Annotated in this window: 17 protein-coding genes and 1 pseudogene; 1 reads left to right on the forward strand and 17 read right to left on the reverse strand. The window is 38.5% G+C overall.

Translation table 11 applies throughout. The features are described 5' to 3' along the window. Nucleotides 1–26: 26 nt before the first annotated feature. From EUBHAL_RS14980 to mtaB, 13 genes and pseudogenes are all read right to left on the reverse strand, one after another. Complete coding sequence (locus tag EUBHAL_RS14980; RefSeq protein ID WP_005350374.1) at nt 27–1,181, reverse strand: polysaccharide deacetylase family protein; 1,155 nt, start codon at nt 1,179–1,181, stop codon at nt 27–29. Between the two features lie 106 nt (nt 1,182–1,287). Beyond that, a complete protein-coding gene (gene efp, locus EUBHAL_RS12350; protein WP_005350375.1) occupies nt 1,288–1,845 on the reverse strand; it encodes an elongation factor P in 558 nt (185 codons plus the stop codon). Nucleotides 1,846–1,907: 62 nt separating this feature from the next. Beyond that, a complete protein-coding gene (locus tag EUBHAL_RS12355) occupies nt 1,908–2,423 on the reverse strand; it encodes a YqeG family HAD IIIA-type phosphatase (protein WP_022169600.1) in 516 nt (171 codons plus the stop codon). 126 nt (nt 2,424–2,549) lie between these two features. Further along, complete coding sequence (sigK, locus tag EUBHAL_RS12360; protein ID WP_005350383.1) at nt 2,550–3,179, reverse strand: RNA polymerase sporulation sigma factor SigK; 630 nt, start codon at nt 3,177–3,179, stop codon at nt 2,550–2,552. Nucleotides 3,180–3,237: 58 nt separating this feature from the next. Then, nucleotides 3,238–4,462 (reverse strand): annotated as a pseudogene (locus EUBHAL_RS12365) (peptidase U32 family protein). 19 nt (nt 4,463–4,481) lie between these two features. Next, on the reverse strand, nt 4,482–5,129 hold the full coding sequence (locus EUBHAL_RS12370; RefSeq protein WP_005350386.1) for an O-methyltransferase: 648 nt from the start codon (nt 5,127–5,129) through the stop codon (nt 4,482–4,484). Beyond that, on the reverse strand, nt 5,126–5,494 hold the full coding sequence (locus tag EUBHAL_RS12375) for an endolytic transglycosylase MltG (RefSeq protein ID WP_005350387.1): 369 nt from the start codon (nt 5,492–5,494) through the stop codon (nt 5,126–5,128). The genes EUBHAL_RS12370 and EUBHAL_RS12375 overlap by 4 nt, the downstream gene beginning before the upstream one ends. Before the next feature lie 214 nt (nt 5,495–5,708). Further along, nucleotides 5,709–6,098 (reverse strand): YlbF/YmcA family competence regulator, encoded by a 390-nt coding sequence (locus tag EUBHAL_RS12380; protein ID WP_005350388.1) that lies wholly within the window; start codon nt 6,096–6,098, stop codon nt 5,709–5,711. Nucleotides 6,099–6,101: 3 nt separating this feature from the next. Beyond that, nucleotides 6,102–7,766 carry a ribonuclease J gene (locus EUBHAL_RS12385; protein ID WP_005350389.1) on the reverse strand — a complete coding sequence of 555 codons (1,665 nt, stop codon included), beginning with the start codon at nt 7,764–7,766 and terminating at the stop codon, nt 6,102–6,104. Nucleotides 7,767–7,887: 121 nt separating this feature from the next. After that, nucleotides 7,888–8,175: a DUF1292 domain-containing protein gene (locus tag EUBHAL_RS12390; protein ID WP_005350391.1), complete on the reverse strand. Its 288-nt coding sequence runs from the start codon at nt 8,173–8,175 to the stop codon at nt 7,888–7,890. A gap of 39 nt (nt 8,176–8,214) precedes the next feature. Then, nucleotides 8,215–8,652, reverse strand: a complete 438-nt coding sequence (gene ruvX / locus EUBHAL_RS12395) for a Holliday junction resolvase RuvX (RefSeq protein WP_005350393.1) — start codon at nt 8,650–8,652, stop codon at nt 8,215–8,217. A gap of 2 nt (nt 8,653–8,654) precedes the next feature. After that, on the reverse strand, nt 8,655–8,912 hold the full coding sequence (locus EUBHAL_RS12400) for an IreB family regulatory phosphoprotein (protein WP_005350395.1): 258 nt from the start codon (nt 8,910–8,912) through the stop codon (nt 8,655–8,657). 54 nt (nt 8,913–8,966) lie between these two features. Continuing rightward, on the reverse strand, nt 8,967–10,319 hold the full coding sequence (gene mtaB, locus EUBHAL_RS12405; protein WP_005350396.1) for a tRNA (N(6)-L-threonylcarbamoyladenosine(37)-C(2))-methylthiotransferase MtaB: 1,353 nt from the start codon (nt 10,317–10,319) through the stop codon (nt 8,967–8,969). Between the two features lie 232 nt (nt 10,320–10,551). Here mtaB and EUBHAL_RS12410 point away from each other — a divergent pair, with 232 nt between their 5' ends. Continuing rightward, the gene (locus EUBHAL_RS12410) at nt 10,552–10,788 is read left to right on the forward strand and encodes an HPr family phosphocarrier protein (RefSeq protein WP_021907228.1); all 237 of its coding nucleotides are present in this window, start codon (nt 10,552–10,554) and stop codon (nt 10,786–10,788) included. Nucleotides 10,789–10,845: 57 nt separating this feature from the next. Here EUBHAL_RS12410 and EUBHAL_RS12415 read toward each other — a convergent pair whose 3' ends face one another. From EUBHAL_RS12415 to EUBHAL_RS12430, 4 genes are all read right to left on the reverse strand, one after another. Continuing rightward, on the reverse strand, nt 10,846–11,040 hold the full coding sequence (locus tag EUBHAL_RS12415; protein ID WP_005350399.1) for a hypothetical protein: 195 nt from the start codon (nt 11,038–11,040) through the stop codon (nt 10,846–10,848). A 7-nt stretch (nt 11,041–11,047) separates the two neighbouring features. Beyond that, nucleotides 11,048–12,232, reverse strand: a complete 1,185-nt coding sequence (gene thiI, locus EUBHAL_RS12420; protein ID WP_022169602.1) for a tRNA uracil 4-sulfurtransferase ThiI — start codon at nt 12,230–12,232, stop codon at nt 11,048–11,050. A gap of 96 nt (nt 12,233–12,328) precedes the next feature. Beyond that, on the reverse strand, nt 12,329–13,477 hold the full coding sequence (locus tag EUBHAL_RS12425) for a cysteine desulfurase family protein (protein ID WP_005350401.1): 1,149 nt from the start codon (nt 13,475–13,477) through the stop codon (nt 12,329–12,331). 370 nt (nt 13,478–13,847) lie between these two features. Beyond that, a partial coding sequence (locus tag EUBHAL_RS12430; protein ID WP_005350406.1) for an Ig-like domain-containing protein occupies nt 13,848–15,257 on the reverse strand: 1,410 nt, incomplete at its 5' end.

Consider the following 15,257-nt stretch of genomic DNA (forward strand, 5'->3'; position numbering starts at 1 on the left):
AGCGTCTCCTTTGATGTCTGTTTCTTTTACTCTGAAGCTGTCGTACTCTCCGCTGCGGAATCTGTAGAAGCCGCCGGAGCTGTCTCTGTCCCTGCCTGTGTAGTAGGATCAGTGCGGTAATGAACTGTTCCTGCCTCAAGTGTCTCTCCTCTTGCTTCATAAAGCTCTGGTACAGTTACTAACTGGAATCCTTCCGCAATCAGGTCTGGAACGAATCGTTTTACCGCATCTACGTTATACTCATGGATGTCGTGAAGCAATACAACATCTCCGTCCTGCGCTTTCATAACTTCATTATAAGTGGCATCTGCATTCTTTGTCTTCCAGTCTTCTGTATCAAGAGACCAGTTCATACAGCAGAGGTTGTAGCCACCTACTGCGGATAATACAGTCTTATTTACCGCTCCGTATGGAGGACGCATTAAGGATGGCTTAACACCAATTGCCTTATTGATTGCATCTACTGACTTGCTAATCTCGCTATCAAGTGCAGATGCACTTAAGCTTGTAAGAACAACATGACTGTATGTATGAGTTCCAACTTCCATACCAAGGTTATATTCTCTCTGTACTGTTTCTGGATAATAACCTGCATTCTGTCCTAAACAGAAGAAAGTTGCCTTCGCATAATTCTCCTCTAATGCATCAAGCATTGGGGTTGTTGTTTCTGGGTTAGGACCATCATCAAATGTAATAGCCACCATCGGTTTACTTGGGTCTATAGCTGGATAAATTCTTAAATCAAAAGATGCGCTTAATTTAGAACCATCTGTTGCAGTTGCAGTTACCTTTACGGTATTCTTACCTGCATTCTTACCTGGTTTTAATACGCCATCCTTTGTTACAGTTACCATTCCATCTTTGCTGCAGCTCCATTTAAGCTTTGTATTTGTAGCATTGGATGGTTCATGGCTGATTTTTAATTGCATGGTCTGACCAACACGAATAGTTGTTGCCGGTGCTGTAACTTTTAAACCTGTCATTGGCACACTGTTATCTGGTGCTTCTGTAGAAGCTTCTGTTGCCTTTGCGGAATTACCTTCCTTATTGCCTGCCTTATTATCTGCAGATGCTGGTGAAGCAAGATTCTTCATAATTGCAAAAATGCCACATAATAATATGACTACAACAACGACTGCTGCAATCATCTTACCAGCACCCGACTTTTTCTTTCTTCTCATAATTGCCTCCTGTAAAAAAGGCGAAAATCAAGGTATGATTTCCGCCTGCTTTTAACTTATTGCATAGTCCCGAAACCTCATAAAGATATTTCGAAATGAACAAAAATTATACTCTGGATAAGTATTCTCCTGTTCTTGTGTCAATCTTTAACTTATCGCCAAGATTTACGAATAAAGGTACATATACAACTGCTCCTGTCTCAACTGTACAAGGCTTAGTTGCTCCTGTTGCTGTGTTACCTTTCTCTCCTGGTTCGCACTCTGTTACTTCTAACTCTGCAAACATAGGTGGTTCTACAGCAAAGATATCTCCGTTATGAGAAATCATCTTAACCATGTCGTTCTCACGAACAAACTTAAGAGAATCACCGATCATATCTTCGTTTAATGCAATCTGATCGAATGTCTCTACATCCATGAAGTAATATAAATCACCATCTGTATATAAATACTGCATATCTGTACGCTCGATATGTGCTGGTGGGAACTTCTCTGTTGGACGGAATGTCTTCTCAACAACACCACCGTTCTTAATATTCTTCATTTTCGTTCTTACGAAAGCTGCACCTTTTCCTGGTTTTACATGCTGGAAATCTACAATCTGGTAAACATTTCCCTCAAGTTCAATAGTTAAGCCATTTTTAAAATCGCCTGCAGAAATCATATCTGAAAATCCTCCTTAATCACTAGTAAATCATTCATTAATCTATTCTATAATAAATACCTCTATTTTTCAACACTTTTTTTCCTTATGCTTCGGAAATAGAAAAAGAGGACGACTTTTTCCAGATATCGTTTGAGTACAATCTGTATCTCTTCCTTTGGGTGAATCGGCTTAACCATGATGGCATGAAGTCCGGCTCTTTTGGCACCTAATACATCTGTAAAAATCTGATCTCCTATAAACAGAGTATTTTCTTTTGTTGTTTTCATTCTCCGGATTCCCTCCTCATATCCTCCAGGCAGAGGCTTTCCTGCCTTAAAGACATAAGTAGAACCTACTTTATCACAAAAGCTTTTTACTCTTGGTTCTTTATTATTTGATATCAGGCAGGTCTGAAAACCAATCTCTCTTAGCTTTTTAAATAAAGCAACCGCCCTCTTATCTGCCGGTGCCCCATGAGGTACTAACGTATTGTCAATATCAAATAAAATTCCCCGGTATCCGTCTTTATATAACTTTTTAAAATCAATGGTATAAGTCGAGTCCAGATACTCATCTGGATATAACATTTGCAGCATAAATATTCCCTTTCTTATCCTTTGCATCCTTAATAATATACATATTTCTGAACAGTTATATTCATTCTCATAAAACACCAGATAAATCCTTATCCTTCTCAGCATTTTCATACCTAACCTGATAAGCTACATGTATTGCTCATAACTGCTCCTGAGCTTCTCCAATGCTTTTTTCTCAATTCGGCTTACATAGGATCTCGAAATTCCCATCATTGCCGCTACTTCCTTTTGCGTGTGTGGTTCATTTCCACATAAACCATAACGCTTTAAAATAATTTCCCGCTCTCGGTCATCGGTAAGAAGGAACACTTCCTGTTCTAAACGGCTTAGATAGTATTTGTGAAGATATTGTTCTATGAGTTCTGCTTCTTCTGTTGAAATGATGTCCAGAAGACTGATATGATTCCCCTCCTGGTCCGTACCAATCGGTTCATACAGCGAAACTTCCCGCAAAATCTTTTTCTCCTGGCGAATCATCATCAATAATTCATTCTCTATACATCTGGCCGCGTAAGTAACAAGCCGCCCCCCTTTATTTAAATCAAAAGTATTTACTGCCTTAATTAATCCTATCGTGCCAATCGAAATCAAGTCATCCAGGTCCCGGTCTGGTGAGTTATATTTTTTTACAATATGGGCAACCAGCCTGAGATTATGCTCAATTAATTTTTCTTTCGCCTTCTCATCTCCGTCACGGTACATTTTAAGATAATATCTTTCTTCTTCCGCCTTTAATGGCTTCTTAAATGACCGCATACAACGCTCCGAAACCCGTGTTCCTTATAGTATATGCATGACAGGATGGCCACTGTTCCTACTCTTTTCTACGAAGCAGAAATCCTCTTTCCAAAGCTTCTCCAAAGTTAATCCAAATCTCCTGCTTTGGATGTGGTGCAGATTCTACTGAATTACGGTCGCCGTCTTCCATCGCAAGTACTGGAAGATTTTTTATTGCTTCCATCTGGCAGCATTACTTCAATAATCTCGCCTACAGAGAACTTATTACGCTGATAAATCTTACACCAGCCATTCTCATCAATATCCTGTACAATACCGATGTAAGTATATTCTTTGATATAGGTGTTCGCATCATAAATCTGAGAATTCTCATCGGTCTTTCCGTAGTAGAAACCAGTTGTAAACTGACGATAGGTGCATTTTGCAATTTCTTCTCGATAATAGTCTAAATTCTTCTCAAATAAATCTGGTGATGTTTTGTAGTCATCAATCGCTCTTCTATAAGTTCTTGTCACTGCTGCTACATAAAGAGCTGTCTTCATACGGCCCTCAATCTTAAGACTGTCCACTCCTGCCTCAAGCAAATCTGGAATGTGCTCAATCATACACAAATCTTTGGAATTGAAAATGTATGTGCCGCGCTCATTTTCCTCTACTGGAAGATATTCGCCCGGACGGCTTTCCTCCATGACATAGTATTTCCAGCGGCAAGGATGTGTACAAGCTCCCATGTTTGCATTTCTTCCAGTAAAATAATTACTGAGAAGGCATCTTCCGGAATGGGAAATACACATTGCACCGTGAACAAAAGCTTCGATTTCCATATCTTCTGGAATGTTGGCACGAATCTCAGAAAGTTCTGCTAAAGAAAGCTCACGAGCTGCCACAACTCGGCTTGCTCCCTGTGCGTACCAGAAATTATAAGTTGCGTAGTTTGTACTGTTTGCCTGTGTACTGATATGACGCTCAATGTCTGGACATTCTTCCCTAGCAATCATAAATACGCCAGGGTCAGAAATAATCAGGGCATCTGGGCCAATTTCTTTTAATTCCCTGAAGTACTCTCTGATTCCCTCTAAATCTTCATTATGCGCCACAATATTAGCTGTAACGTATACTTTTACTCCATTTTCATGAGCAAACTTTACGCCTGCCTCCATATCTTCTCTGGAAAAATTGCGGGCCTTTGCACGAAGTCCGTACATTTCCCCACCGATATATACGGCATCTGCACCGTAAAGTACTGCTGTTTTTAATACTTCTAAGCTACTCGCCGGTATGAGTAATTCTGTATTTCTCATCTTATCCCTTTCTTTCTTCTCATTCTTTTTTCACACTGATTGCCATGCCATCTCCTGTTTCTAAAATCACGGTATCAAGCGCTTCATCATGTGTCAATGCATATAAATACTCTCTCATGCGATTATGAATCGTATGATTTCTTCTCTTAATCCCATAACGGGATTCAAAAATATCTCCATCCTGCAAAACATTGTCCGAGACTAAAATTCCTCCCGGGGCCAGAAGCCGCATTACTTCCGGCATAAAGTGAATATACTGTCCCTTCGCCGCATCCATAAAAATAAAATCCCAGCTTCCGGAAAGTTCTTTCAACACTTCTGCCGCATCTCCCGAAATTAACGTAATCTTATCTTCCATTCCGGCAAGTGCGATATTTACTTTTGCCCGCTCAATACGCGGCGGATAATTTTCAATTGTCGTAATGTGTGTATTGTTATCTGTATTTTCACCCATAAAAACCGAAGAAAATCCTATGGCAGCACCTACCTCCAGAATTTTCTCCGGTTTTTTAATTTGCAGCAATATTCGAAGAAGTTCCCCTGACTCTTTGCGGATAATCGGCACATCATCTCTGATGGCTTCTTTTTCTATCATATGCAAAGCCTCAGAACCTCTGTCTACTCCAAAGGAACGAATGAAATCCAGAACTCTTTCTTCTGTAATCACTGTATTTTTTCCTCCTCATGTGTTAGCTGTTTTAATATTTCTGATGGCTTCTCAGAAGAGGAAACCTGATATTCCCCTGGCCGGATATTCTGATATCCATCCATGCAGCGAAGAGATATGGCAAACAGATACGGATTCTTTACAATCCCCTGTTCTGCCAAATCTTTAGAAATCTCAAGAAGAGATTCCCCCTGCTCTACGACAAGTACAGTCTCGCTGGCTATCTGCGGGTTCTTATCCTTTGGCTTATCTGCAAAAATAGCACGGCCAACTCCGCTCATCCGCACAAAGAGCAGGATAAAAAGAAGTACTATAAAGATATACATTAATATTTTGATAATTACATGTAATACTTTCTCTGCCATGTTTTTCACTCCTTTTATCCTAGAGCGTGTTTTAAAACACGCTCTAATATAACTTATGCTCTTTATCCAAATCCAAGCTGTCAATTTATCTTTATTTTAATCCATAGTTAATCATTCGTAAAACCAAAATGAATGTTCATCTCACGTCTGACATTTTTTGTTCTGCAAATAGTCTGTAATTTACGAAATCTGAATAATCCGATATGACTTGTAATCATAGTTCATCCATATAAGATAAATCCAGCTTAATATTCTCTGCAATACCATCATATACCAGCCGCATCAGTTTACACATCCGCTGCTCTGCGGAAAGAAAGTCTACCACAACTGGTTCTGTCAGCACATCTTTATACTCTGAATGAAGTGATTCTATTTTTTCAAAGTATTGTTCCTGTCCTTTTTCAAGCTGTAAATACAAACTTTTTCCACGAAATTCTTTAAACTTACGATATAATTCTTCCTGTTCTTTCAAAACAGTCAGGTCTTTCTGATAACATTTGTAATCTTCTGTATGACAAATCATATCTGTCAACTTCTTTGTACCCTGACGAATATCTTCTGTATCAGGAAAGAACGGTATTGATAACTTTCCTTCATCCATCATTGTCTATACTTCCATAATAATCGGAAGAATCATCGGACTTCTCTTCATCTTCTTCCAGATATAATCTCCTAAATCATCACGGATTGCCCCCTTAATACGTCCCCAATCCGTAATCTTCTTCGAGTTACAATGCTCTAATGTGTTCGTGACAACACTCTTTGCCTCTTCCATGAGCTTCTCGCTCTCTCTTACATAAACGAAACCTCTTGACACAATGTCTGGCCCTGCCAGAAGAACCCCATTATAACGGTCAAGTGTAACAACGACAATAAATAAGCCGTTCTGTGATAAATGCTGGCGGTCACGAAGTACAATATTACCAACATCACCAACACCAAGACCATCTACTAAAATACCCTGTGCAGGTACATGCCCGGTAACTTTTGCCTGCTCTTTTGAAATGGTAAGCACATCGCCAGACTGTAAGATCATTACATTTTCTTTTGGAATACCCATCTCAATGGCAAGATCTTTATGTCTCTTTAAGTGACGGTACTCTCCATGAACTGGAATCGCATACTGTGGCTTTGTCAATGTGTAGATAAGCTTAATCTCTTCCTGACACGCATGTCCGGAAACGTGAGTATCCTGGAAAATAACGCTGGCTCCCTTCTTGGCAAGCTCATTCATTACTTTTGATACAGCCTTCTCATTACCAGGAATTGGATGAGAACTGAAGATAATTACATCACCTGGCTTAATAGAAACCTTGCGGTGAGTGGAAGCTGCCATACGGCTTAATGCTGCCATCGTTTCTCCCTGGCTTCCTGTTGTTATAAGCACGAGCTGCTCATCCACATAATTCTTCATCTGTTCTATATCGATCAATGTGTTATCTGGAATCTTAATATAGCCAAGCTCTGCTGCAGTAGAGATTGTGCTGACCATACTTCTTCCCTCGATAACAACCTTCTTTCCACAACTATACGCACAGTCAATAATCTGCTGTACACGATCTACGTTCGAAGCAAATGTCGCTACAATAATTCTGTGGTCTTTATTCTCATCAAAAAGGTGTCGGAGAGTTCGTCCAACGGTCCTCTCGGATGGCGTATATCCCTCACGCTCTACATTGGTACTCTCACACATTAAGGCAAGAACACCTTTCTTTCCAAGTTCTGCAAAACGACCAAGATCAATGGCATCTCCAAATACCGGTGTGTAATCGATCTTAAAGTCACCAGTATGCACAATAATCCCTGCTGGTGTATAAATAGCGAGTGCTGCCGCATCACTGATACTGTGGTTCGTTTTAATAAATTCTATACGAAATCTTCCCAGATTAATAGACTGGCCATGTTTGATGACCTTTCTTCTGGTTGTTCTTAAAAGATTATGCTCTTTTAACTTATTCTCAATAAGTCCCATTGTAAGCTTTGTTGCATAAATAGGCATATTCAGTTCTTTAAGAGCATAGGGAATCGCACCAATATGATCCTCGTGTCCGTGGGTAATTACAAGTCCCTTTACCTTTGAGGCATTCTCTTTCAAATAAGTGATATCCGGTATAACTAAATCGATTCCCAACATCTCATCGTCCGGAAAAGCCAGACCACAGTCTACTACAATAATACTGTCCTCATACTCAAACGCAGTAATATTCATACCGATCTGCTCTAATCCGCCGAGAGGTATTATCTTTACTGATTGATTTCCTGTTACTTTCAAATTCTAACCTCCGTTCTACTATTCACTTGTCTATATAGCAGAAAGCACAATCGCATAGAATAAAACGGACATCTATTCCTGCCAAATATCTGCCGTTTTATCTCACACGAAAGCCTGCCTGCTATTCTACTTCAAAATTAATATCGTCCATTAACTGCTCAAATACTTTGGATACTGATATAAGTTCTTCCTCGTCTTCAACCATCTCATAGGTTGCCCATTCTTCATCCTCAGCCGCATCAGCAACTCTTTTCATGATAAGAACTTCAACCTCCTCGTCATCTGCATCTGCACTTCCGTCTTCTACTAACAGATAGTGAAATCCATTCAGAGTTGTCTGTTCGAGGACATAGAACTCCTTTTCTTTTCCATCTTCGTCTTTAAATGGAATACTCTGATAATTGTTCATATAAAACCTCTTTCTTCCGTACTTACGTCCGTTCTCCGCTTACTTTTCCGGAATTGGATGTACATCCATGTAACTTTGCAGAATCAGAGTAGCCGCCATCCAGTCAATGCGTTCTTTCCTGTTCTCACGGCGCACTCCGCCTTCCTGCAAAATTCTCTCTGATTCCATCGTAGTCAGTCTTTCATCCCATAAGACTACTTCCAATCCGGTTCTGCGCTGAAGCATCGCCTGAAACTCCTTCGTCTCCTCAGCTCTTTCTCCCAGCGTATTATTCATATTCTTTGGCAATCCGAGTACTATCTTACTCACTTCATATTCTTCTATGAGCGCTTCTATCCTTGCCAATGTCTGGCGCAGCTTCTTATTCGACTTTCTGGTAACTGTCTCAACTCCCTGTGCCGTAATACCCAAAGCATCACTTACCGCCACACCTACTGTCTTTGTCCCGTAATCAAGACCCATCCATCTTTCTTTCATAATTACTTTAACTGAGTATCAATATAATTTTCAAATAAAACTTCAAGAATCTCGTCACGTTCTACCTTCATAATTAAGCTTCTCGCATTCTTATGACTGGTAATATAAGTCGGATCTCCGGACATAATATAACCCACGATCTGATTCACTGGATTATATCCTTTTTCCGTTAATGCTTCGTATACATCTTTCAAAATAGATGCTACATCATATTCCTGTTCTTTAACCACATGAAAAAACTGTGTATTATTTCTACCCATGTCTACCTCCTTCTAGCAGATTTACAATCAATAAATATTTTACTATGAGTGACATTAAAATTCAATCGAAACTTTTCCGTACAGTAAATTTTCATCAATAAATCCCTGAATATCTACTACAATTACCTCATTTTGTTCTAATTTTGTATCATTTTCCGTTAATTCCACTGCAACTTTCACATAATGAGCCGTATATCCCTGAAAATATTTTTTACCATTTTTCTCTACAATTTCTTCTAAAAGTACTTTTTCTTTTCTTCCAACATACCATTCTTCAAATGCTGTCTTGTGCCTTTTTGCCATCGAAAGAAGCACCTCGGAACGTTCTGTCTTTACCTGTTCCGGCACATGCCCGGACATCTTCTGTGCTCTTGTTCCTTCTCGTACAGAATACTTAAAAATATGCATCTCATATAGATTGATTTTCTCAAGATATGCTCTTGTTTTTTCAAATTCTTCCTCAGTTTCTCCGACAAAACCTGCAATAACATCAGTTGTTAATGCCGGATGCTCATAGTACTTTCTTAAAATATTTAATGCTTCCTCATATTCTTCTGTTGTATATTTGCGGTTCATACGCTTTAATGTCTCGTCGCAGCCGCTCTGTAAAGAAAGATGAAAATGTGGACATACTTTATCACATTTCACAAGTTCTTTTACAAACTCCTCTGTGATAATTCTAGGCTCTAAAGAACCCAGACGGATTCTCTCCACATCCTCTACCTGCTGTATTCTCTTAATCACATCAAGAAGAGTCACTGTTCCTAAATCTTTCCCATAGGAACTTAAATGAATTCCGGTAAGCACGATTTCTTTATAACCCTGTGCTGCCAGATTTTTTACTTCTTCAATGACTTCCTCTGGATTTTTACTGCGGATTCTTCCTCTTGTGTAAGGAATGATACAATACGAACAGAACTGATTACAACCATCCTGTATTTTAATATATGCTCTTGTATGCTCGTTTACCTTATGAATTGTTAAATCTTCATATTCTTTTGTGTGATTAATATCAATTACTTCTGAGACAACTGGTACCTCCTGCTCTGGTTCTTTTGCCGCAAAATATTCCTCAAGGATCTGGGCGATATCTTTCTTTTTATTATTACCGACAAGAATATCCGCCTCATTTTTCTTTGCTAGTTCTTCCTCTGCTGCCTGCACATAACACCCCGCTGCCACGATAATTGCATCCGGATTGTTTTTCTTTGCACGATGAATCATCTGACGGCTCTTTCTGTCTGCCATATTTGTTACAGAACAGGTATTTATAATATAGACATCCGCTGTCTCTTTAAAACTGACAATCTCGTATCCTGCCTTTTCAAGAATCTCCTCCATGGCATCAGTCTCATACTGATTTACTTTACAGCCCAGTGTAAGGAACGCCGCTCTTCTTTTACTCATAAAAACAAATCTCCTTTTTCCGTTTCTCCTTTTCGTTTTTTCTGTTATTTATTATTTCCTACCTGCAATCCTATTTTTTCTAACTTCATTCATCTCCAGATTCATGCCAAAAAATTCCCCTTTATCTTTAGATAATATTTTCCAAATCTTCCTCAAATCTATTGACTTTTTTTCACTAAAAAGGTACTATATTATTAAAATATATATAGACATTTTTAGGAGGAGCGCGTATATGAAAACGATTAAAATCTCTTTAAATTCCATCGATAAGGTAAAAACATTTGTTAATGTCATCAATCGTTTCGATGCAGAATTCGATTTAGTTTCCGGTCGTTACGTTATTGATGCAAAGTCTATCATGGGAATTTTCAGTTTAGATATTTCTAAACCTATCGATTTAAATATCCATAACGCTGATAATCTTGATGAGATTATGGAACAGTTACAGCCATACTTAGTAACTGAATAATTACATAAGAGCGGGTTTTCTGGTATACGGATATATTATATATAACCTGTGATGTATTTATGAAATCAACCGAGGAAATATTACTTTCCTCGGTTCTTTCTTTACAGATAAATTTTTCTTATATGAATCTTCAGATAAAACAAATATTTTTAGTGATATTTCTTCTTCCCACCTTTTAAAAAGGCACTTATCTGCAAGCATTATAAACATTATCAAAATACTTATGTCTGCCTTGAAAATGCTTTCATCCATTAATACTTTAGTGAGCGTTAATCTTAATTTCTTCTGTTGTTTCAATCGCTGTCTTCATCAGCTCGTCAATACAATCATCAAGATTTCTCTCAGAACGCTTAATTACATCTAATCTTGGCTTTGTTACCGGATGTTTTGCCACAAAAATAGTACAGCAGTCTTCGTATGGTAAAATAGATGTCTCATATGTTCCAATCTTTTCTGCAACTTTTACGATTTCATTTTTATCAAGTCCGATACAAGGACGGAATACTGGCATCTGGCACACTTCATTTGTTACATAAAGACTGTGCATTGTCTGACTGGCAACCTGTCCGATACTCTCACCTGTAACGAGGGAAAGACAATTATCCTGATTTGCGAAATGCTCTGCAATCTTCATCATGTAACGACGCATAATGATTGTCAATTCATCATGAGGACATTTCTCATAAATTGCCATCTGAATATCTGTAAAGTTTACAACATGTAATGTAATAGGTCCTGTATATTTTGCAATCTCTTTTGCAAGATCTACTACTTTCTGTTTCGCTCTCTCACTTGTATAAGGAGGTGCATGGAAGTAAGTTGCGTCAATGCTTACACCTCGCTTGGAAATCATGTAACCAGCTACCGGGCTGTCGATACCACCGGAAAGAAGAAGCATTGCTCTTCCGTTTGTTCCAACAGGCATTCCACCTGGTCCCGGAATCTCTCTGGAATAAATGTAAACCTTATCACGAATCTCGACTGTAAGCATAACATCTGGATTATGCACGTCAACACTTAAGTCCTCAAACTTCTCTAATAATCTCTCTCCAAGACGGGCAGCTGCTTCCATAGACGGAATTGGATACTTCTTGTCTGCTCTTCTTACATGTACTTTGAAAGAAAAATGCTTATCTGCATAATCTTCATCTACATATTTTTCTACGACTTCCGCAATCTTTTCAAAATCTTTATCTTCTTCTACTACAATTGGACAAATACCTGCAATACCGAATACATGGCTTAAGCTTTCCACCGCCTCATCAAAATCATACTCTTCATTGGCATGTACAAAAATACGTCCAGATTCCTTTCTGATAGAAAAGTCTCCTACTGGTTTTAATGCATATTTCATCTGACGGACAAGGGCATCTTCAAAGAAACGGCGATTATTTCCCTTGATTCCAATTTCTGCATATTTAATCAAAAATGCTTTGAATTCCATAAATATCTCCTTTTTTATATGATGTACTCTCGTAGTCTTTCTTGTCACAAAATCAAGCTCAAAAAGATTCCGAGAGTACATTATGTTCTAATTGTTTTATCGTCTTGTAAATCTCCGAAGCATCGGCAACAGTTCTTTTAACGCTTCCACACAAATATCTGCTTCTTCTACCGTATTAAAAATAGAGAATGAAAAACGAAGCGTCGATTCATAGTATTCCTTTGTAAGACCAATGCCCTTCAAAGTACCGCTGACTTCCGGTTTATTAGATGAACAGGCAGAACCTGCTGATACATAAATCTCACGTTCTTCTAATGCGTGAAGAAGCACTTCACTTCTTACTCCTAAAAAGCTGATACTCGCCACATGCGGAGCATCTCCGGAATTATCTTTCACATCTGGAATCTCTTCCATCACTCTTTTTATAAAATGATCTTTTATCTCTCTGATATGTGCGATCTTTTCCTCATGATTCTCATAAATCAACTCTGCCGCCTTACCAAGCCCTGCAATTCCCGGTACATTTTCTGTTCCGGAACGCATTCCCTTCTGTTGATTTCCACCCCAGATGATTGGCTTTATCTTTGTTCCATTCTTAATATAAATAAATCCGATTCCCTTTGGGCCGTGAATCTTATGTCCACTTACAGAAATCATATCTGCTTTCCATTTCTTAGGGTAACAATTCAACTTACCATATGCCTGAATACAATCGGTATGAAATAAAATCTTTGGATCAAAAGACTTTACAATCTTTCCAATCTCCTCAACCGGTTCGATGGCACCAATCTCATTATTCACGCACATAATAGAAACCATCAATGTATCTTTACGAAGCGCCTTCTTTAATGCCTCTAAATCTACGATTCCATGTTCATCGACAGGAAGATAGGTCACTTCAAATCCCTCATCTTCCAAAAAAGATAATGGATTATATACAGAAGCATGTTCAATACAGCTTGTAATAATGTGCTTTCTCTCTCTTTTATTTGCAAATGCAGTACCGATCAATGCAAGATTATTCGCCTCTGTACCACCAGAAGTAAAATAAATCTCCTTTGAATCAACTTTCAGGCTCTTTGCAATAATCTCTTTCGCATGATTGACATACTTCTCTGCATCAAATCCTTTCATATGCATAGAAGATGGATTGCCGTACTCCTTCTCAAGTACTTCATCCATAATCTCACGCACCTGCGGCAGCGCTCTTGTGGTCGCGCCATTGTCAAAATAAATCTCTGACATTCTCGTTTACAACTCCTTCAAAAAATATATTATGTCTTATTGTTTTTTTGTTCCATTCTCTACACTCAAAAAACAGCCATAAAAAATGGCATAATCGTATATAAACATAACATAAAATGAGAGAGAAGTAAAATGGATTTTGCGGATAAACAGACGAAAATGAAAAAGGATACTCCCCTCAAGCTGTAAAGATAGTCGTTCGAGCAAAATGCTCAGTCGCATTTTCACTCACTCCGACATTACATCTTGAGGGGAGTATCCTTTTTCATTTTCTGTTTGTTGGCTCTCCAAAGTCATTTTACTGGCTGTTAGAGAAGAAGTGGTTAAAAAATAATAACTTTAAGCTTTATGATTATTTTATCTTATATGACTACTTTACCTTGACTTTAAAGGTTGCTTTTTTGTTACTTCCGTCGGTTGCCATCGCTGTGATTTTTATAGTTTTTCCTTTGGCAACCTTTTTAGTTTTGACTACGCCTTTGGCATTGACTGTAGCATATTTCGCGTTGGAGGATGTCCACTGTAACTTTTTATTCGCTTTTTTCGTAGCGGTTACGTTCGCTTTTAATTTCAGGCTTTTTCCTGCTTTAACAGTTTTAGTTCCTGTAATTTTTACCTTCTTTACGATTCCTTTCATGGAAGTTACTTTCCAGGATGCGGAAACCTTTATCTTATCGTTTGATGCTGTTATTGTAACTTTCTTTCCTCCGGTTTTCTTTTTCACTGTTACAACACCATCTGCGTTGACAGTTGCTACCTTGGTATTGCTTGACTTCCAGGTTAACTGTTTTGTTATGCTGTCTGGCAGCCCGATTTCAGCCTTTAAGTTCACCTTTTTGCCTGCGGCAATCTGTTTTGGCTTTCCGGTTGCTTTAAAAGGTTTTATAGATGGAGCATTTGTTGTGTTACCAGATGGTTTTGTTGTGTTGCTGGACGGTTTCTGGGTTCCCTGATTTGCATTTTTTGAAAAATGTGCTGACAGGTTTCTGTTATTCTGAACACAGAAGCGGTATTCTTTTTCTTTTGAAATCAGATTATCATTTTCATACCATCCTGCAAATGTATAATTAGTTTCTGGCTCTGCAGTTACCTTTGCATATTCGCTGATCGTATAGCTTCCGCCACCTGTAACACTTCCACCTGACTGCGCAGTAACATTTACCTGTTTTTTAATATCTTCGGAAGCACCTTTTTCTATCGAAGGCTGTACTTCATCTCCACTGACATTTTTAAGCGTTTCTGTAGAACTTTCTGTATCTGTTTCAAATGTACTTTTGTAAACTTCTCCTTCTTTTATCGGAATATCAACATAACTTTTTACCTGGCTACATTCATTAGTTTCCAGATTCTGATTCATAACGGTATATGTCATTGTTCCGTTATCCGTTGCTTTTAAATCCTCTTTGTAGTCAGCATCTTCAGGGATACATACGATTTTCTGACCATTTTCATCAATAGGTATTAAATGTGTTAGCAAATATGCATTATCAAGAGGATGCTTTGCAGCAAGTCCTGGTATCACTCTTGCAATTGTCACTGCAAGGGCTCCGGTATCCAATCCACTGTTCTTTCCTAATACTCCTGCCATTCCACTAATCATATTTGCCTGCAGCCTCATATAATAATTTTCTCTATTCACTGCAACATCGCATAAATCATCCATCAGCTTATCCATCATAGAAGCCTGCGCAAGCCCTTCTTTCGTTAAATATACCACCGCCTGCATTGGAAGATATAAGTTTTTCACTTCTTTCTCCGTCCAATCATACATTCTCGCTCC

Source organism: Anaerobutyricum hallii DSM 3353 (assembly GCF_000173975.1).
Classification (GTDB): domain Bacteria; phylum Bacillota; class Clostridia; order Lachnospirales; family Lachnospiraceae; genus Anaerobutyricum; species Anaerobutyricum hallii.

What these genes read in the sequence shown, in the direction of transcription:
- efp (WP_005350375.1), bottom strand. Translation starts at nt 1,845, where the DNA reads ATGATTTCTGCAGGCGATTTTAAAAATGGCTTAACTATTGAACTTGAG.
- EUBHAL_RS12355 (WP_022169600.1), bottom strand. Translation starts at nt 2,423, where the DNA reads ATGCTGCAAATGTTATATCCAGATGAGTATCTGGACTCGACTTATACC.
- EUBHAL_RS12410 (WP_021907228.1), top strand. Translation starts at nt 10,552, where the DNA reads ATGAAAACGATTAAAATCTCTTTAAATTCCATCGATAAGGTAAAAACA.
- EUBHAL_RS12400 (WP_005350395.1), bottom strand. Translation starts at nt 8,912, where the DNA reads ATGGGTAGAAATAATACACAGTTTTTTCATGTGGTTAAAGAACAGGAA.
- EUBHAL_RS14980 (WP_005350374.1), bottom strand. Translation starts at nt 1,181, where the DNA reads ATGAGAAGAAAGAAAAAGTCGGGTGCTGGTAAGATGATTGCAGCAGTC.
- mtaB (WP_005350396.1), bottom strand. Translation starts at nt 10,319, where the DNA reads ATGAGTAAAAGAAGAGCGGCGTTCCTTACACTGGGCTGTAAAGTAAAT.
- thiI (WP_022169602.1), bottom strand. Translation starts at nt 12,232, where the DNA reads ATGGAATTCAAAGCATTTTTGATTAAATATGCAGAAATTGGAATCAAG.
- ruvX (WP_005350393.1), bottom strand. Translation starts at nt 8,652, where the DNA reads ATGAAAGAAAGATGGATGGGTCTTGATTACGGGACAAAGACAGTAGGT.
- EUBHAL_RS12415 (WP_005350399.1), bottom strand. Translation starts at nt 11,040, where the DNA reads ATGGATGAAAGCATTTTCAAGGCAGACATAAGTATTTTGATAATGTTT.
- sigK (WP_005350383.1), bottom strand. Translation starts at nt 3,179, where the DNA reads ATGCGGTCATTTAAGAAGCCATTAAAGGCGGAAGAAGAAAGATATTAT.
- EUBHAL_RS12380 (WP_005350388.1), bottom strand. Translation starts at nt 6,098, where the DNA reads ATGATGGATGAAGGAAAGTTATCAATACCGTTCTTTCCTGATACAGAA.
- EUBHAL_RS12390 (WP_005350391.1), bottom strand. Translation starts at nt 8,175, where the DNA reads ATGAACAATTATCAGAGTATTCCATTTAAAGACGAAGATGGAAAAGAA.
- EUBHAL_RS12375 (WP_005350387.1), bottom strand. Translation starts at nt 5,494, where the DNA reads ATGGCAGAGAAAGTATTACATGTAATTATCAAAATATTAATGTATATC.
- EUBHAL_RS12425 (WP_005350401.1), bottom strand. Translation starts at nt 13,477, where the DNA reads ATGTCAGAGATTTATTTTGACAATGGCGCGACCACAAGAGCGCTGCCG.